The organism is Serratia rubidaea (genome assembly GCF_016026735.1).
GTDB classification, from domain to species: Bacteria; Pseudomonadota; Gammaproteobacteria; order Enterobacterales; family Enterobacteriaceae; genus Serratia_B; species Serratia_B rubidaea.
This window is the reverse complement of sequence record NZ_CP065640.1, coordinates 372,321-388,647: the sequence shown is the minus strand read 5'-3', so window position 1 is coordinate 388,647 and position 16,327 is coordinate 372,321. Positions and strand designations below refer to the sequence as shown.

The following is a 16,327-nucleotide window of genomic DNA, read 5'->3' as shown; positions in this document are numbered from 1 at the left end:
GCCCCTTAACGGTTTACAGGTCGGCCAGCAGGATTTTTGAGCGGCGCTGATAGTTGTACAGCGCCTGTTTCTGCATCGGCAGCACGTCCACCTCCGCCGGCGTGAAGCCGCGCTCCTGGAACCAGTGAATGCTGCGGGTGGTGAGCACGAACAGTTTTTGCAGCCCCATCTGCCGCGCCTGGCTTTCCACCCGCTGCAGCAGCATTTCGCCGCGCGATGAGCTGCGGTAATCCGGATGCACCGCCACGCAGGCCATCTCGCCAATCTTCTCTTCCGGGAAGGGGTAGAGGGCCGCACAGGCGATGGTCAGGTTATCGCGCTCAATAATGGTGAACTTGTCGATTTCCATCTCCAACTGCTCGCGTGAGCGGCGCACCAGAATACCCTGCTGTTCCAGCGGGCGAATCAGCTCGAGAATGCCGCCGATATCATTGATGGTCGCCCGCCGCACCTGCTCGGCGCTTTCCATCACGATCTGCGTACCGATACCGTCGCGGGAGAACAGTTCCTGCACCAGCGCGCCGTCTTCCTGATAGCTGATCAGGTGGCAGCGCCGCACGCCGCTGCGGCAGGCTTTGACCGCGCCGCGCAGGAAACGAACGGTGCCGGAGTGGTAGTCGCCGTTCTCCTCCAGCGCATCAAGGCGTTTCTGCGCATCGTTGGGGAACAGCTCGGAGATGATTTCGCCCTCGGCATCGGTCACCCCTTGCGAAGAACAAAAGCCGATCATCTTTTCCGCTTTCAGCTTGCTGGCCAGCTGGGTCGCCACCTCTTCAGAGGTCAGGTTGAAACTTTCACCGGTGACGGAGACCGCCACCGGGCCGATCAGCACGATGGCGCCGCTGTCCAGCTGGCGGTGAATGGCCTCTTCATCAATACGGCGGATACGTCCGCTGTGGTGGTAGTCCACGCCGTCATCAATGCCCAGTGGCTGGGCGATAATAAAGTTGCCGCTGACCACATTGATATGCGCGCCCTGCAGCGGCGTATTGTTCAGGCTCATAGACAGCCGGGCGGTGATATCCAGCTGCAACAGGCCGGCCGCCTGTTTGACCAGCTCCAGCGTCGGCGCATCGGTCACGCGGGTATGCTTGTGATAAGTCGGCTCGAGATGATGCAGCGCCAGATTGGCGTCAATCTGCGGACGCGCGCCGTAGACCACCACCAGGCGAATGCCCAGGCTGTGCAGCAACCCGATATCGTTGACGATATTAGTAAAGTTTTCATGCTCAATCGCCTCGCCACCGAGCATCACGACGAATGTCTTGCCGCGGTGGGCGTTGATATAGGGAACTGAGTGACGGAATCCTTGAACCAGCTCTGTACTACGTTCCTTCACGGCAAACCTCATGTGAATACTTATACGGTATTTTTGTATTTTTATTCTTTTCTGCCGCCGATAGCAAGGGGGAATTTGCGTTGTTTTCCCCGCTAACACTGTTAAATCGTTAATAAATTGAAAACCCATAAAAAGATTTTCTGATGACAGCGCCGAATGGATTCGTTAAAGTTTTCGCCATTGTCTCTATTTTGCTGTTTTTTTAGTCTACTGCTATTGGTTGGAGCCGCATGTCAAACGATAATCACAATCTGGGTCGCCGTCGTCTGTTGCAGGGGGTTACCGCAACCTGGTTGCTGAGCGTGAGCCGTGTCGGTTTTGCCGCGTCATCGCATGTCATTGCGGTGCGCGTCTGGCCTTCATCTACCTATACGCGCGTGACGCTCGAGTCCAACGTGGCGCTAAAGTACAAACAGTTTGCGCTGACCAATCCCGACCGGATTGTGGTGGATATTGAAGGCGTACAGCTGAACAGCGTGCTGAAAGGCATTGCCTCTCAAGTGCAAAACAGCGACCCCAACCTGAAGCAGGCGCGCGTCGGCCAGTTTGATAAAGACACCGTACGTCTGGTGCTGGAGCTGAAGCAAAGCGTCAGCCCGCACATGTTCACCCTGGCGCCGGTTGCGGAATACCGCAACCGTCTGGTGCTGGATATGTATCCCAGCAAGCCGGCGCCGGGGGATGATGAATATGATCCGCTGTTGGCATTGCTGGAAGATTACAACAAGGGCGATCTGGAACGGACGCTGCCGGCGCCGGCGCAAGCGCCGCAAACCGGCAAGGCGGGGCGTGACCGGCCGATCGTCATTATGCTCGACCCGGGGCATGGCGGTGAGGATCCCGGCGCGATCGGCAAGTACAAAACGCGCGAGAAAGATATCGTGCTGCAGATTGCCCGCCGCCTGAGAACGATGATCAAGCGCGAACCGAATATGAAAGTCTTTATGACGCGCAACGAAGACGTCTTCATTCCGCTGAAGGTGCGGGTGGCGAAAGCGCGCAAGCAGCGCGCCGATCTGTTTGTCTCCATCCACGCCGATGCCTTTACCAACCGCGCGGCGCGCGGCTCGTCGGTGTTTGCGCTGTCGACCAAAGGGGCGACCAGCGCCGCGGCGCGCTATCTGGCGCAGACGCAGAACGAATCAGATCAGATTGGCGGCGTCAGTAAAAGCGGCGACCGCTACCTGGACCACACCATGTTCGATCTGGTGCAGACGGCGACCATCAATGACAGTCTGAAGTTTGGCAAGGAAGTGCTGAATCGGATGGGCGGCATCAACCGGCTGCATAAGAACCGTGTCGATCAGGCCGGCTTTGCGGTGCTGAAGGCGCCGGACATTCCTTCCATTTTGGTGGAGACGGCATTTATCAGCAACGTGGAAGAAGAGCGTAAGCTGCGTACCAGCCGTTTTCAGCAGCAGATTGCGGAATCCATACTGGCAGGCATCAAGGCTTATTTCGCCAACGGCGGGGCGAGACGCTAACGGGAAAGCAGGGCGCTGGGCTGCGGCCCGGCGTGATGATTTTGGCGTTTTGCGGATTTCAGATACAAAAAAACACCCCTGAGGGTGCCGATTGTCATCAATTGATTTTGGTTGCGGGGGCCGGATTCGAACCGACGACCTTCGGGTTATGAGCCCGACGAGCTACCAGGCTGCTCCACCCCGCGTCCGTCTTGATGCTTGTGCGTTGTCTGTCGTTTGGTTGCGGGGGCCGGATTTGAACCGACGACCTTCGGGTTATGAGCCCGACGAGCTACCAGGCTGCTCCACCCCGCGTCCGTTTAACGCATCTTTCTCGAACCCAACCCATAATAAGATGCCGCTGGTACAGCATCGGTTGGTTGCGGGGGCCGGATTTGAACCGACGACCTTCGGGTTATGAGCCCGACGAGCTACCAGGCTGCTCCACCCCGCGTCCGATGGATGCGCACTATACTCTCCATGCGTTATGTTGCAACCCCTTTTTGCAGATAATCGGCCTAAAGCCGTTTTTTGGCTTATTTAGTCCGCACATTGCTTTCTTTTTCATCACCCTGCGCGCCGAGGGATTTTTTATTGGCAGCGATTCCTTTCTCCCAAGTGGTTTGTTATCTTTCGCCGGTATCCCCTTTATTTTTCAAGCTGCAGATGCGCGATGGGGCGGCCCGCCGTCTGCACCTCGAAATGTCTTGGGTGAAAGTCACACCTGTTTTTTTTAAGAGAGCGCGCGATGAAAGGACGTTGGGGTAAATACCTGCTGGGCGGGTTAGTGATAGCAATCTTGGCGGGCTGTTCGTCAAAGCCGACCGACCGGGGTCAGCAATATAAAGACGGGCAGCTGGAGCAGCCGCTGGCGCTGGTGAATCAGCCGAACACCCGCGGCGTGCCGATGAACGGCAATGATTACGCCAACCAGCTGCTGGAGATCCAATATGCGTCTCCTTCTTTATTCAGCCGTAACAGCAACACCTACCAGGCGGTAAAGAGCTGGATGGCCTCCGGCGCCGATACCCGCCAGCTTAGCCAGTTTGGCCTCAGCGCCTACCAGATGGAAGGGGCGGACAACTACGGTAACGTACAGTTTACCGGTTACTACACGCCAGTGGTGCAGGCGCGCGCCACCCCGCAGGGCGAGTTCCGCTATCCGCTGTACCGCATGCCGCCGAAGCGCGGCCGTCTGCCGAGCCGCGCAGGCATTTATAACGGCGCGCTGGATGACCGCTACATCATCGCCTACAGCAACTCGCTGATGGACAACTTTATGATGGAAGTGCAGGGCAGCGGCTATGTCGACTTCGGCAACGGTCAGCCGTTGGTGTTCTTCGGCTACGGCGGCAAAAACGGCCATGCTTACCGCAGCATTGGCCGGGTGCTGATCGACCGGGGCGAGGTGGCTAAGGCGGATATGTCGATGCAGGCGATCCGCAAGTGGGCGGACAGCCACAGCGAGGCGGAAGTGCGTGAACTGCTGGAGCAGAACCCGTCCTTTGTCTTCTTCCGTCCGGAATCCTTTGCGCCGGTGAAAGGCGCCAGCGCGGTGCCGCTGATTGCCAAGGCGTCGGTGGCGTCTGACCGCTCGCTGATTCCTGCCGGCACCACGCTGCTGGCGGAAGTACCACTGCTGGACAACAAGGGTAAATTCACGGGAAAATATGAGATGCGCCTGATGGTGGCGTTGGACGTCGGCGGCGCAATTAAAGGCCAGCACTTTGATATCTACCAGGGGATTGGGCCGGACGCCGGCCACGCGGCCGGTTTTTACAACCACTATGGCCGGGTGTGGGTATTGAAGGGCGGCAGCGGCGCGCCGCTGTTCAGCGCCTATCAGCCGAAGGTCAATCAGAGCGGGGGCCTGCTGGCGACGCGTTAATGGTTAACGTTCGTCGTCGCTAACCCGCAAGGGCCGGATTTTCCGGCCCTTATCATTTGCATAATTAAGGTAATTACAGCGTTATGAGCACACCCTATTCAGAAGCCTATCTGCAGCGTTTTGGCGGTACGGCGCGTTTGTACGGCCAGCAGGCGTTGGCGCTGTTCGCCCGGGCGCACGTCTGCGTGATTGGCATTGGCGGCGTGGGCTCATGGGCGGCGGAGGCGCTGGCGCGCACCGGCATCGGCGCCATTACCCTGATTGATATGGATGATGTCTGCGTCACCAATACCAACCGCCAGATCCATGCGCTGCGCGGCCACGTGGGCCAGTCGAAGACGGAAGTGATGGCCGAGCGTATTCTGGCGATTAACCCGGAGTGCCGGGTAACCTGCATCGACGATTTTATTACGCCGGATAACGTGGCGGAGCTGCTGGACAACGACTTTAGCTATGTGATCGACGCCATCGACAGCGTGCGGCCGAAGGCGGCGCTGCTGGCCTACTGCCGCCGCTTCAAGATCCCGGTCGTGACCACCGGCGGCGCCGGCGGGCAAATTGATCCGACGCGCATTGAGGTAGCGGATCTGGCCAAGACCATTCAGGATCCGCTGGCGGCCAAGCTGCGCGAGCGGCTCAAACACGATTTCAACGTGGTGAAAAACAGCAAGGGCAAACTGGGCATCGACTGCGTCTTTTCCAGCGAAGCGTTGGTGTATCCGCAGCCGGACGGTTCGGTGTGCGCGTCGCGCAGCACCGCGGAAGGGCCGAAGCGGATGGACTGCAGCGCCGGCTTCGGCGCGGCGACCATGGTCACCGCGACCTTTGGCTTTGTCGCCGTTTCCCATGCGTTGAAAAAGATGATGGCGAAAGCCGCCCGTCAGGCATAACGCGCGGCAATGTCTTTGACCGCCGCGGCCAGCGCTTCCAGACCGCTGGCGCGGGTGGCGCTGAGCTGGGCGCGCAGCCCCAGGGTGTCGAACAGCGCCAGGGGATCGGCGGCCAGCAGCTGCTGCGGAGTTTGTCCTTCCACGGCGGTTAACAACACCGCCAGCAGGCCGCGTACAATGCGGCCTTCGCTGTCGCCGTAAAAATGCAGGCGATGGTCGTCAAGCAACTGATGTCCTAACCAGACGCGGTTTTCACAGCCGCTTAGCTCTATCTCCGTGCTGCGCAGCGTTTCCGGCAGCGCAGGCAGCTGTTTCGCCAGCATCACCAGCTGGCGATAGCGGTCTTCCCACTGTTTCAGCGCGCCGAATTTTTCTGTCAGGGCCGCAGCGGTAATGTCGCGGCCGAAGGGATGGGGGGCAAGCATAGCGTCTCCGAAATAGCTGTATCTCAATCCGCCAGCAGGTCGACGGCATTCACCATGGCGTCGACCAGTCTGTCGACGTCTTCCGGCGTATTATAAGGGGCGAACGATGCGCGCAGGGTGCCGCTGACGCCCAGCGCCGCCATCAGGGGTTGTGCGCAGTGCTGCCCGGCGCGCAGCGCGATACCTTGTTCCGCCAGCAGCGTGACGATATCGCTGTGATGAATACCGGCGATATCGAACGCCAGCAGGCTGGAGCCGGAACAGCGGAAACTGCGAAAGCCCGTCAGTTGCGCCAGCCGATGCTCGGCGTCGTCGGTTAACTGACGGGCGTAGGCTTCCGCCGCCGGCAGATCCTGCTCCTCCAGCCAGCTCAGCGCCGCGCCCAGACCCAGTACGCCGGCGATATTCGGCGTGCCGGCCTCAAAGCAGTAAGGCGGTTTTTGCGCGACAAAGCCGTCGAACGAGGCCTGGGTCAGCATTTTTCCGCCGCCTTGCCACGGCGCCATCTGCGCCAGCAGTTCGCTTTTGCCGTACAGCACGCCGATGCCGGTCGGGCCGTACAGCTTATGGCCGGAAAAGGCGTAAAAGTCGATGTTTAACCGCCGCACGTCCGCCGGACAGTGCACGATGCCCTGAGCGCCGTCGATCATGACTTTGGCGCCGACGCCGTGCGCCAGTGCGATCGCCTGCGCCAGCTCCGGACAGCCGCCGGTAACGTTGGACATCTGCCCCAGCGCCAGCAGCCGGGTTTGCGCTGTCAGCAGCGCCGGCAGCTGTGTGAGGTCGGGCAGCCGGTCGGCCCCCAGCGGCAGTTTTATCACGCGGGCGCCGGTCTGCTGCGCGACCATCAGCCAGGGGATCAGGTTGGCATGATGCTCCGCCTCGCTGACGATGATCTCATCGCCGGGCTGCAGGCGCGGGCGCGCATAGCTTTGCGCCACCAGATTAATTGCCTCGGTGGTGCCGCGCGTCCAGACAATCTCTTCGGCGGCGGCGTTAATCAGTGCTGCCGCCTGATGCCGCGTCTGTTCAAAGCGGGCGGTGAGATCCTGAGCCGCCTTATGCTGGCTGCGGTGCACGGTGGCTGCGTCGCTGCTGTAAAACTGCTGGGTGGCGGCAATCACCGCCTGCGGCTTCAGCGCGGTGGCGGCGCTGTCCAGATAAACGCCGGGCTGCGCCACTGCGGGAAACTGGCGGCGGAAAACTGAGGGATTAAACGACGACATAGTGGATTATCATTGGTCGGAACACCTGCCGATCCTGTCCTATTTTGCCGCGACTGACAAGTCCATTGCGGCGCTTGCCTGGCATTCCGGTGTGAGTTTGTTATGCTGTTTCTACGGGTGCGCAACCTTGCCTTTAGGTATCTAAAGGTCTTTTACAGCATTTTTATCTACAAGGAGTCCAAGATGAAGAAGACGGCCGCAGTTATCTCTGCTCTGATGTTGACGTTCACGCTGGCTGCCTGTTCCAGTAACTATGTGATGCACACCAACGACGGGCGAACCATTGTCGCCGACGGCAAGCCGCAGGTTGATGAAGATACCGGGATGATCAGCTACAAAGATGCCAACGGCGTCGAGCAGCAGATTAACCGTGCCGACGTGAAAGAGCTGGCGGAAACCGATCAGTAAACGTCAGGCAAAAAAAAGCACCGCAATGTTTGCGGTGCTGCATAAATCACTATGGACAGACAGGGTAAATGTACAGGAAGTGAAAAAACAGTAGCTTAGCTACCATGTCCGGAATCGCCGGACAATTTGCAAACACAACATCACAACCACAAGCCAAAAGTTCATCGGCGTCCTCGACACCCAATCCCTTTTCGTTCCGGCCCGGGAAGTGCCGCCACTATAGGTATTTGCTGGCGTCTGCTCAACGGACAATTTATAATGCATCGGATAAAAAAAACTAATGAAATAAGCGCGTGGGAAGCGAGCTGACGCGCGTCTGTCAACGCAACCTGCTTTTAGGGTTGATTGTGTTGTAATTTTGTTACACAAAAGTAGCTAATTAATGTCTAAACGTTTACCGCCCCTTAATGCACTGCGGGTGTTTGATGCGGCAGCCCGCCATCTCAGTTTCACCAAAGCGGCCGAAGAGCTTTTCGTCACCCAGGCTGCGGTGAGCCACCAGATCAAGTCTCTGGAGGATTTCCTCGGCCTTAAACTGTTTCGCCGGCGCAACCGTTCCCTGCTGCTGACCGAAGAGGGGCAGAGTTATTATCTGGATATCAAAGAGATATTCTCCTCGATCAATGAAGCGACGCGTAAGCTGCAGGCGCGCAGCGCCAAGGGCGCATTAACGGTCAGTTTGCCGCCGAGTTTTGCCATTCAGTGGCTGGTGCCGCGTCTGTCTGGCTTTAACTCAGCTTATCCGGGGATTGATGTTCGTATACAAGCCGTTGACCGGGAAGAGGATAAACTGGCCGATGACGTTGACGTCGCCATTTTCTATGGCCGCGGCAACTGGCCGGGGCTGCGCGCGGAGCGCCTGTATGCCGAATATCTGCTGCCGGTGTGTTCCCCCAGCCTGCTGACCGGCGAGCGCGCGTTAAAATCGCCGGAGGATCTGGCTAATCATACGCTGCTGCATGATACTTCACGCCGCGACTGGCTGGCCTATACCCGGCAACTGGGGCTGCAGCATATTAATGTGCAGCAGGGGCCGATTTTCAGCCATAGCGCGATGGTGGTGCAGGCGGCGGTGCACGGGCAGGGCATTGCGTTGGTGAACAACGTGATTGCGCAGACGGAAATCGAAGCGGGCAGGCTGGTATGTCCGTTTAATGATGTTCTGGTCAGTAAAAACGCTTTTTATCTGGTATGTCATGACAGCCAGGCAGAACTGGGTAAAATAGCCGCCTTTCGCCAATGGATCCTGGCGCGTGCTGCCAGCGAGCAGGAAAAATATCGTTTCCGCTATGAACAATAAACCGGCGGCCTCAGGCGGCCGGTTACCGACTAAAGGTAAATAACGATGAGCAGTCGTTCGATGCTGATTTTTGCCGCGATCAGCGGCTTTGTATTTGTTGCTTTGGGGGCGTTTGGCGCGCACGTGCTGAGCGGCACGCTGGGCGCCAATGAAATGGCGTGGATCCGCACCGGGCTGGATTATCAGGGGGTGCATACCCTGGCGGTGCTGGCGTTGGCGGTGGCGATGCAGCGCCGCGTCAGCCTGTGGTTTTACTGGAGCGGGGCGCTGCTGGCGCTCGGCACCGTGTTGTTTAGCGGCAGCCTGTATTGTCTGGCGCTGTCGCACCTGAAGGTCTGGGTCTATATCACGCCGGTCGGCGGCGTGTGTTTCCTGATCGGTTGGGCATTGATGTTGATTGGCGCTTTGCGTCTGAGGAAAAAGGCCGAGCGCCATGAATAAAGTTGCATTGTACTGCCGCCCCGGGTTTGAAAAAGAGTGCGCGGCGGAAATTACGGATAAAGCGTCTCAGCTGGAGATTTTCGGCTTTGCCCGGGTGAAAGAGAACAGCGGCTACGTGCTGTTTGAGTGCTATCAGCCGGACGATGCCGATCGGCTGGCGAAAGAAATTCCTTTCCGCGAACTGATTTTTGCCCGCCAGCTGATTGTCGTCGGTGAACTGCTGCGCGATCTGCCGCCGGAAGACCGCGTGTCGCCGATTGTCGGCATGCTGATCGGCGTCGTCGATCGCGGCGGCGAGCTGCGGGTCGAAGTGGCGGACACCAACGAAAGCAAAGAGCTGATGAAGTTCTGCCGCAAGCTGACGGTGCCGCTGCGCGCCGCGATGCGCGAGCAGAAAGTGCTGATGGCGCGTGAAAACCCGTCACGGCCGGTGGTGCACGTGTTCTTTATCGCGCCGGGCTGCTGCTATGTGGGTTACTCCTACAGCAACAATAACTCGCCGTTCTATATGGGCATTCCGCGGCTGAAGTTCCCGGCCGATGCGCCAAGCCGCTCAACCCTGAAGCTGGAAGAGGCGTTCCACGTGTTTATTCCCGCCGATGAGTGGGATGAGCGCCTGGCCAGCGGCATGCATGCGGTGGATCTGGGCGCCTGCCCCGGCGGCTGGACCTACCAACTGGTGAAGCGCAGCATGATGGTGCATGCGGTGGATAACGGCCCGATGGCGCCGAGCCTGATGGACACCGGCCAGGTGACACACCATCGCGCCGACGGTTTTAAATTTGAGCCGAACAGCAGCAAAATTTACTGGTTGGTGTGCGATATGGTGGAGAAGCCGGCCAAGGTCACCAGCCTGATGATTCAGTGGCTGGTCAAAGGCTGGTGCCGCGAGGCCATTTTCAACCTGAAGCTGCCGATGAAGAAGCGTTACGAAGAGGTCGCGCAGAATCTGCAGAGCATCCGGGAAGCGTTGGGCGCGGCCGGCATTAGCGCAGATGTGCATGCCAAACAGCTGTATCACGATCGCGAGGAGATCACGGTGCACGTGCGCCGCATGTGGTCCGCGGTGCCGGGCCGCCGCGACGAGCGGGATTGATGCGATAAGGGCGCTGCTTGCAGCGCCCTTAGTTTATCGGCAGCCGCAGCTGTTGCAGGTTGCCGTCCAGCGTCAGGTCAGTGCGCAGCGTGGCGATCTGCTTGCTGACGTAGGCCATTTCACGGTGCTGCTCCAGTTTATTGCGCCACTTTTCCGGCACTGCCGCCAACTGCTGATACAGCGTATCCAGATCCGTCGCCTGCTGTAGCAGCTGCACGGCGGTTTTCGGCCCGATGCCGGCGACGCCGGGGATCTTGCTGCTGCTGATGCCGGCCAGCCCCCAGTAATCCGTCAGCTGTTGCGGCGCCACGCCAAACTCTTTCTGCACGAAGGGCAGATCCAGCCAGCGTTTTTGAAAATAGTCGCGGATCTGCACCTGCGGCGCCAGCAGTTGGCAGTAGCCTTTATCGGTCGAGACGATGGTCACCTGGTGGCCGCCGCCGGAAACCTTAGCGGCCAGCGTCGCCGCCAGGTCGTCCGCTTCGTTGCCGGGGGAGTGCCAGCAGGCGACCCCCAGGCCGGCAAACGCCTCGCGCAGCTGCGGCATTTCCTGCTGCAGGTTGTCTGGCATGGGCGAACGGCCGGCCTTGTAGTCCGGCAACAGTTGGTGACGCCAGCTGTCGCCCCGGTCGTCTTCGTCAAAGACCGCCACCGCGTGGGTCGGCGCGCTGTGCTGAATCAGCTGCGCCAGCGCATGGCGGCAGGCGTCAACGCACGGCGAGCCTTGCACGGCGTGAATGCGGCGAATCAGATTCAGGGCGTCGACGATCAGTAAATGTATGGCCATGGTGATTTAGGTCGTAAAAAGGCAGGGCGGCCTGGCGCCGCCCTGCGGTTGGTCAGGTAATGATTTCATAGCAGGGCACATAGGCGCTGCCCGGCAGCTTCATGCGGTGCTGGGCAACAAAACCCTGCAGCAGCTGATCCATCTGCTTCATCATTTGCGGATCGCCATGCAGCTTGTACGGGCCGAACTGCTCAATGGCGTGAATGCCGTTCTCTTTCACGTTGCCGGCGACGATGCCGGAAAACGCGCGGCGCAGCGCGGCGGCCAGTTCTTCCGGCGGCTGCTGCGGCGACAGGTTGAGGTTGGCCATATTCTCATGGGTCGGCTCAAACGGCAGCTGCAGATCCGGGGCGATGCGCATCGACCAGTTAAAGCTGTAGGCGTCGCCGGTATTGCGGCGGTTTTCTTTCACCAGCGGCATCGCCTTTTTCATCTGGCGCGCCACTTCCGCCGGGTCGTCGATGATAATGGTGTAGTGGCGGCGCGCCGCGTCGCCGAGGGTATTCATGATGAACTCATCCAGTACCCGGAAGTAGTCGGCGCTCTCTTTCGGCCCGGTGAGGATCAGCGGCAGCACCTGCTCGCTGTTTTCCGGGTTCATCAGGATGCCCAGCAGGTACAGCAGCTCTTCCGCCGTGCCGACGCCGCCCGGGAAAATAATGATGCCGTGCGCGATACGCACGAAGGCTTCCAGACGCTTTTCGATATCCGGCATGATCACCAGTTCGTTGACCAGCGGGTTCGGCGGCTCGGCGGCGATGATGGACGGTTCGGTCATGCCGATAAAGCGGCTGTTGCGGTAGCGCTGCTGGGCGTGGCCGACCGCCGCGCCCTTCATCGGCGCTTCCATGGCGCCCGGGCCGCAGCCGGTGCAGATATTCAGTTCGCGCAGGCCCAGCTCGCTGCCGACTTTACGCGCATACAGGTATTCGTTCTGATTGATCGAGTGGCCGCCCCAGCACACCACCATATTGGGGTCTTCGTCCAGATGCAGCGTGCGCGCATTGCGCAGAATCGAGAACACCAGGTTGGTGATATGGACGGAGTTTTCCAGATTCAGGTGCTGGAAGCGTCCGGCGCTGGCGATTTGCCCGTGCACGAACAGAATATCGCGCAGCACCGCGAACAGGTTGGCCTGCAGGGAGCGGATAATGCGTCCGTCGACAAAGGCGTCTTCCGGCGGGTTGACCAGTTCGAGTTTTACGCCGCGTTCACGGCGCAGTACGTTGATATCAAACGTTTCATAGCGCGACAGCAGCTGCTTGCTGTTGTCGGTCTGGCTGCCGGAGTTCAGCACCGCCAGCGAACAGTTACGGAATAAACGATACAGGTCGCTGCTGGCGGTACGCTTCAGCATGTCGACTTCCAGCTGCGACAGCAAATCCATTGAGCCAAGCGGGCTGATATGTGTAATCAAGGTAACTCCTTTGCACCCATGGCGGGGCGGTAGTAATCCATACGGCAGGACCGCCTCTCGGTATGGCGACCCCGCTTGCACACGCTGCGGTGAATAACGCCTGTCTGCTCTGCGGCCCCGTAATACGCGCGGGCGCCGAGATTTAACCTTACCGCCGTCCCCTGATTTTTACCAATGCAAACCTGCTATTAGCTCAGTTGTTGAGCAATGCTTCGCATTATTGGCGCGCCAGGCGGCCGTGCGTCGGCGCAAAATCGGTATTGCTGCGCCATGGGTTGATATCCAGGCCGCCGCGGCGGGTATAGCGCGCATAGACCGAGAGGCGCTCAGGCTGACAAAAACGCATGATGTCGTTGAAAATGCGCTCCACGCACTGTTCATGGAACTCATTATGATGGCGGAAAGAGACTAAATAGCGCAGCAACGCTTCGCGGTTAATCTGCGCGCCGCGATAGGCGATCTGTACCGAACCCCAGTCGGGCTGGTTGGTGATCAGGCAGTTGGACTTCAGCAGATGGCTGACCAGCGTTTCCTCCACCACCGGGCTGCCTGCCGCCGCGTCCTGCAGGTAGTCGGCGTTGAACTGATAGTCATCGATGCTGATGTCCTGCTGGTCGAGGTTTTCGCCCTGCAGTTGCGCGATGGGGCGTCCTTCAATTTCATCCAGACGGAACAGTTTCACCGTCACCTCGCCCTGCGCGCAGGCCGCCAGATCGCGCAGCAGCGTGCAGCGCACCGCTTCCCAGTTCTCAAAGCGGGTCTGGTTAAAGCTGTTGAGATAGAGCTTGAAGCTCTTGGACTCGATCAGGTTCAGGCTGAAGGCGTCGAGGCTGATTTCGCCCACCGCCACCTGCGGCAGCCCTTTGGCGTTGAGCCAGGAGAGTTCGTACAGCGTCCAGATATCCGCGCCGTGAAACGGCAGGCTGTCAGGATAGAGCCCCAGCGGCTCGCGGTTCATGCTGCGCGGCACCGGCTGCAGCAGCGCCGCGTCGTACTGGTCGTGGTAAGCGGTGGGTTTACCGAGCGTCAGCCCTGATAATGCCTGATGATTTTGATAGGAGGACATCTGCTGTCACCTTACTCCGGTTAGTGCTGAAAATTGCGTTGCAGCCGCGGTAACGCGCTTAACGCCGCGTCGCTGCAAGCAAGTATGCAAGGTTATGGGTACAATAGCCGTCAGTTTACCGTATGCGAGAGAAAATATGGACCATGATGTTACCCACGCTTTGCGTGAATTTACGCAGCGCTATGTGGCGCTCTGGCAGCAGCAGCGTGGCCATGCGCCGGCCAGCCGCGAACTGTACGGCGTACCCTCACCGTGCGTAGTGGAAAATCGCGATGAAGAGGTGCTGTGGTTGCCGCAGCCGTTTACGCCTGCGGCGACGCTGGAAAAGGTGGAAACCGCGCTGGAGCTGCGGCTGCAGCCGGATATTCACGCCTTTTATACGCAGCAATACGCCGGCGATATGGGCGCGCAGTTCGGTGAGCATCGGCTCAGCCTGCTGCAGGTATGGAGCGAGGATGATTTTATTCGCCTGCAGGAGAATCTGATTGGTCATCTGGTGACGCAAAAACGTCTGAAGCTGTCGCCGACGCTGTTCCTGGCAACCACGGAATCGGAGATGGAGATGGTGTCGCTGTGCAATATCAGCGGTAATGTGGTGCTGGAGCAGTTTGGCAGCGACCGGCGTACGCTGCTGGCGGCGACGCTGGGCAATTTCCTCGATGCGCTGCGTCCGGTGGCCGATAATTGAGCCAACGGCCAAAAGGTTTGTGAGAGATCTCGCACAAGGCTTGTGCGAGATCGCTTTTAATTTATCGGCGTCTAACTGCAAAAATTGATTTATTACCAGATGTATCAGTTGGTTAACGAAACGGCAAACGCTAACGTGTAACGCCTTTTTGTACTTTTGTCTCACAATCCCTTGTGGTGAGAAAGGAATTAAGCGATCTTATACCTGCCGAATGGAAGGCGGCTGGAGTCGGAAGCAGCGGGATGTTGCAGACTTCTGGATGAAGAAGCGGAAGCGCCCACTGAAGGGCGGCGGATGGCGTCAGGGCGATGCTCAGGATGTTTCAGGAAAGAAAGCAGGGACACCTCCAGGACGGAGATTGAGAGCCGGTACGGGATGGCCGGTGGGTCAGGGAGACTGAGGACCGCGTCAGGATGATGCTAGTTAAAGGATAGGCATGGACGTTGGGTCAGGATGGCCGCAGGAAAAGTTTTCAGGGATTGAGCAGGGAGCATTCCGTGTAGCGGGAAAGCTATAAAACGAACCGGGGGCACTGTTAATACAGTGCCCCCAACTTTTTGCCCGTCTTAAATGTTTAGCCGATCGCCCCCAGCGTATCCCCCTGGCCCTGTTTCTTTGGCAGCAGGAACAGCGTGGCGTAGATATCCAGCAGGTAAATGGCGGCCAACAGACTGATGGCCGCGGTGAAGGAGACCTGCGTCACCAGCGCGCCAATCACCAGCGGCCCCAGACCGCCAACGCCGCGTCCCAGATTAAACAGGATATTTTGCGCCGTGGCCCGCGCCTGCGTCGGGTAGATGTCTGAAATCAGCGCGCCGTAGCCGCCAATCATGCCGTTGACGAACAGCCCCATTACCGCGCCGGCCAGCAGCATCCAGGTCGGGTCGCTGAGTTGCGCGTAACACACCACCATCACCACCGCGCCCAGCTGATAAGCAATGAATATTTTCCAGCGGGCAAAGCGGTCGGCCAGTACGCCGAACAGCCAGATGCCGAAGGTCATGCCGACCACCGTTACCGCCGTCCAGATGCCGGACTTGGTCAGGGAGAAACCGAAGTTGCTTGCCAGATAGGTGGGCATCCAGATCATCAGGCCGTAGTAGCCGAAATTCTGCACCGAGCAGAGAATAAAAATACCTACGCTGGCGCGCCCGGTGGCGCGATCCTTAAACAGCAGCCCCAGACGCTGGCGGAAAGATAGCGCAGGCGCTGCGCTTTTTTGTCGCACGAACGCTTCCGGCTCCCCCAGCGTGCGGCGGATCAGGAAGGAGGCCAGCGCCGGCACCAGACCGACCAGGAACATGCCGCGCCAGCCGATGTGCGTCAGCAGCAGCGGCGTCAGAAAGGCCGCGGCCAGCACGCCAAGCTGCCAGCCCATGCCGACATAGGCGGAGGCGCGGTTGCGTTTTTCCGCCGGCCAGGCTTCGGCGATCAGCGCCATGCCGATGCCGAACTCACCGCCCAGCCCGACGCCCGCCAGCGTGCGATAGGCCAGCAGATCCCAATAGCCGACCGCCAGCGCGCACAGGCCGGTAAACAGTGAAAACATCAAAATGGTGACGGTAAGGATGCGGATACGGCCGAAGCGGTCGCTGAGGTGGCCGAAAATCACGCCGCCCAATACCGCCCCGACCAGCGTCCAGGTGACCAGCGAGCCGGATTCGGCAGAGGTGAGGTGCAGCTCGGCGGCGATAACCGGCAGCATAAAGCCCAGAATAAGCAGATCGAAACCGTCCATGGCGTAGCCGGTCACCGAAGCCAGCATGGCTTTACCGGGCGTTGCGTGTTGCTTTACAGCTGAAGTTGCGCTCATGTGTATCATCTTGTTTATTGGTTTACTTGATGGATATTGTGCCGCGCACGCCGCATCGTCACCAGCGCAAAATCTGTCGC

At 59.1% G+C, this 16,327-nt stretch carries 15 protein-coding genes and 3 tRNA genes; 8 read left to right on the top strand and 10 right to left on the bottom strand.

The window, feature by feature from the left end:
* Window positions 1-13: 13 nt before the first annotated feature.
* Window positions 14-1,351, bottom strand: coding sequence for an amino-acid N-acetyltransferase (argA, locus tag I6G83_RS01800; protein ID WP_161805810.1), 1,338 nt, complete (start codon window positions 1,349-1,351; stop codon window positions 14-16).
* A 218-nt stretch (window positions 1,352-1,569) separates the two neighbouring features.
* On the opposite strand from argA, the gene amiC reads away from it, so the two are divergent.
* On the top strand, window positions 1,570-2,823 hold the full coding sequence (amiC, locus tag I6G83_RS01795; protein ID WP_054307702.1) for an N-acetylmuramoyl-L-alanine amidase AmiC: 1,254 nt from the start codon (window positions 1,570-1,572) through the stop codon (window positions 2,821-2,823).
* A gap of 108 nt (window positions 2,824-2,931) precedes the next feature.
* On the opposite strand, the gene I6G83_RS01790 is transcribed toward amiC, so the two are convergent.
* The 3 genes from I6G83_RS01790 to I6G83_RS01780 form a co-directional block, all read right to left on the bottom strand.
* A tRNA-Met gene (locus tag I6G83_RS01790) sits at window positions 2,932-3,008 on the bottom strand.
* A gap of 32 nt (window positions 3,009-3,040) precedes the next feature.
* A tRNA-Met gene (locus I6G83_RS01785) sits at window positions 3,041-3,117 on the bottom strand.
* Window positions 3,118-3,179: 62 nt separating this feature from the next.
* Window positions 3,180-3,256: transfer RNA gene (locus I6G83_RS01780), tRNA-Met, on the bottom strand.
* Between the two features lie 294 nt (window positions 3,257-3,550).
* On the opposite strand from I6G83_RS01780, the gene mltA reads away from it, so the two are divergent.
* Window positions 3,551-4,690 (top strand): murein transglycosylase A, encoded by a 1,140-nt coding sequence (gene mltA, locus I6G83_RS01775; protein ID WP_015673583.1) that lies wholly within the window; start codon window positions 3,551-3,553, stop codon window positions 4,688-4,690.
* Window positions 4,691-4,773: 83 nt separating this feature from the next.
* Window positions 4,774-5,580 carry a tRNA cyclic N6-threonylcarbamoyladenosine(37) synthase TcdA gene (gene tcdA, locus I6G83_RS01770; RefSeq protein WP_015673582.1) on the top strand — a complete coding sequence of 269 codons (807 nt, stop codon included), beginning with the start codon at window positions 4,774-4,776 and terminating at the stop codon, window positions 5,578-5,580.
* Here tcdA and csdE read toward each other — a convergent pair.
* Together csdE and csdA are read right to left on the bottom strand one after the other, a co-directional pair.
* Window positions 5,571-6,005 carry a cysteine desulfurase sulfur acceptor subunit CsdE gene (csdE, locus tag I6G83_RS01765; RefSeq protein ID WP_062779308.1) on the bottom strand — a complete coding sequence of 145 codons (435 nt, stop codon included), beginning with the start codon at window positions 6,003-6,005 and terminating at the stop codon, window positions 5,571-5,573. The two genes, tcdA and csdE, sit on opposite strands and share 10 nt — an antisense overlap.
* A 23-nt stretch (window positions 6,006-6,028) precedes the next feature.
* Window positions 6,029-7,231, bottom strand: coding sequence for a cysteine desulfurase CsdA (gene csdA / locus I6G83_RS01760; RefSeq protein WP_054306206.1), 1,203 nt, complete (start codon window positions 7,229-7,231; stop codon window positions 6,029-6,031).
* A 183-nt stretch (window positions 7,232-7,414) separates the two neighbouring features.
* Between csdA and I6G83_RS01755 the strand changes: the two genes are divergently transcribed.
* The 4 genes from I6G83_RS01755 to rlmM all read left to right on the top strand — a co-directional run bounded on the left by I6G83_RS01755 (window position 7,415) and on the right by rlmM (window position 10,476).
* Window positions 7,415-7,639 (top strand): YgdI/YgdR family lipoprotein, encoded by a 225-nt coding sequence (locus I6G83_RS01755; RefSeq protein ID WP_041411862.1) that lies wholly within the window; start codon window positions 7,415-7,417, stop codon window positions 7,637-7,639.
* Window positions 7,640-8,021: 382 nt separating this feature from the next.
* Window positions 8,022-8,939: a transcriptional regulator GcvA gene (locus I6G83_RS01750; RefSeq protein ID WP_015673578.1), complete on the top strand. Its 918-nt coding sequence runs from the start codon at window positions 8,022-8,024 to the stop codon at window positions 8,937-8,939.
* Between the two features lie 45 nt (window positions 8,940-8,984).
* Window positions 8,985-9,380, top strand: coding sequence for a DUF423 domain-containing protein (locus I6G83_RS01745; RefSeq protein WP_099050025.1), 396 nt, complete (start codon window positions 8,985-8,987; stop codon window positions 9,378-9,380).
* A complete protein-coding gene (rlmM, locus tag I6G83_RS01740) occupies window positions 9,373-10,476 on the top strand; it encodes a 23S rRNA (cytidine(2498)-2'-O)-methyltransferase RlmM (protein WP_015673576.1) in 1,104 nt (367 codons plus the stop codon). Before I6G83_RS01745 ends, rlmM begins: the two co-directional genes overlap by 8 nt.
* A gap of 28 nt (window positions 10,477-10,504) precedes the next feature.
* Here rlmM and xni read toward each other — a convergent pair whose 3' ends face one another.
* From xni to queF, 3 genes are all read right to left on the bottom strand, one after another.
* Window positions 10,505-11,263, bottom strand: a complete 759-nt coding sequence (xni, locus tag I6G83_RS01735; RefSeq protein WP_054306205.1) for a flap endonuclease Xni — start codon at window positions 11,261-11,263, stop codon at window positions 10,505-10,507.
* Between the two features lie 52 nt (window positions 11,264-11,315).
* Window positions 11,316-12,680, bottom strand: a complete 1,365-nt coding sequence (gene ppnN / locus I6G83_RS01730) for a nucleotide 5'-monophosphate nucleosidase PpnN (RefSeq protein WP_015673574.1) — start codon at window positions 12,678-12,680, stop codon at window positions 11,316-11,318.
* A 217-nt stretch (window positions 12,681-12,897) separates the two neighbouring features.
* Window positions 12,898-13,746 carry an NADPH-dependent 7-cyano-7-deazaguanine reductase QueF gene (queF, locus tag I6G83_RS01725; RefSeq protein ID WP_015673573.1) on the bottom strand — a complete coding sequence of 283 codons (849 nt, stop codon included), beginning with the start codon at window positions 13,744-13,746 and terminating at the stop codon, window positions 12,898-12,900.
* Between the two features lie 136 nt (window positions 13,747-13,882).
* On the opposite strand from queF, the gene syd reads away from it, so the two are divergent.
* Window positions 13,883-14,434, top strand: coding sequence for a SecY-interacting protein (syd, locus tag I6G83_RS01720; RefSeq protein ID WP_054306204.1), 552 nt, complete (start codon window positions 13,883-13,885; stop codon window positions 14,432-14,434).
* 574 nt (window positions 14,435-15,008) lie between these two features.
* On the opposite strand, the gene I6G83_RS01715 is transcribed toward syd, so the two are convergent.
* Entirely contained in the window at window positions 15,009-16,247 is a 1,239-nt protein-coding gene (locus I6G83_RS01715; protein ID WP_015673571.1) for an MFS transporter, read from the bottom strand.
* Window positions 16,248-16,327 lie beyond the last annotated feature (80 nt).

Coding starts and splice junctions, on each gene's coding strand:
- argA (WP_161805810.1), bottom strand. CDS start 1,351: ATGAGGTTTGCCGTGAAGGAACGTAGTACAGAGCTGGTTCAAGGATTC.
- amiC (WP_054307702.1), top strand. CDS start 1,570: ATGTCAAACGATAATCACAATCTGGGTCGCCGTCGTCTGTTGCAGGGG.
- mltA (WP_015673583.1), top strand. CDS start 3,551: ATGAAAGGACGTTGGGGTAAATACCTGCTGGGCGGGTTAGTGATAGCA.
- tcdA (WP_015673582.1), top strand. CDS start 4,774: ATGAGCACACCCTATTCAGAAGCCTATCTGCAGCGTTTTGGCGGTACG.
- csdE (WP_062779308.1), bottom strand. CDS start 6,005: ATGCTTGCCCCCCATCCCTTCGGCCGCGACATTACCGCTGCGGCCCTG.
- csdA (WP_054306206.1), bottom strand. CDS start 7,231: ATGTCGTCGTTTAATCCCTCAGTTTTCCGCCGCCAGTTTCCCGCAGTG.
- I6G83_RS01755 (WP_041411862.1), top strand. CDS start 7,415: ATGAAGAAGACGGCCGCAGTTATCTCTGCTCTGATGTTGACGTTCACG.
- I6G83_RS01750 (WP_015673578.1), top strand. CDS start 8,022: ATGTCTAAACGTTTACCGCCCCTTAATGCACTGCGGGTGTTTGATGCG.
- I6G83_RS01745 (WP_099050025.1), top strand. CDS start 8,985: ATGAGCAGTCGTTCGATGCTGATTTTTGCCGCGATCAGCGGCTTTGTA.
- rlmM (WP_015673576.1), top strand. CDS start 9,373: ATGAATAAAGTTGCATTGTACTGCCGCCCCGGGTTTGAAAAAGAGTGC.
- xni (WP_054306205.1), bottom strand. CDS start 11,263: ATGGCCATACATTTACTGATCGTCGACGCCCTGAATCTGATTCGCCGC.
- queF (WP_015673573.1), bottom strand. CDS start 13,746: ATGTCCTCCTATCAAAATCATCAGGCATTATCAGGGCTGACGCTCGGT.
- syd (WP_054306204.1), top strand. CDS start 13,883: ATGGACCATGATGTTACCCACGCTTTGCGTGAATTTACGCAGCGCTAT.
- I6G83_RS01715 (WP_015673571.1), bottom strand. CDS start 16,247: ATGAGCGCAACTTCAGCTGTAAAGCAACACGCAACGCCCGGTAAAGCC.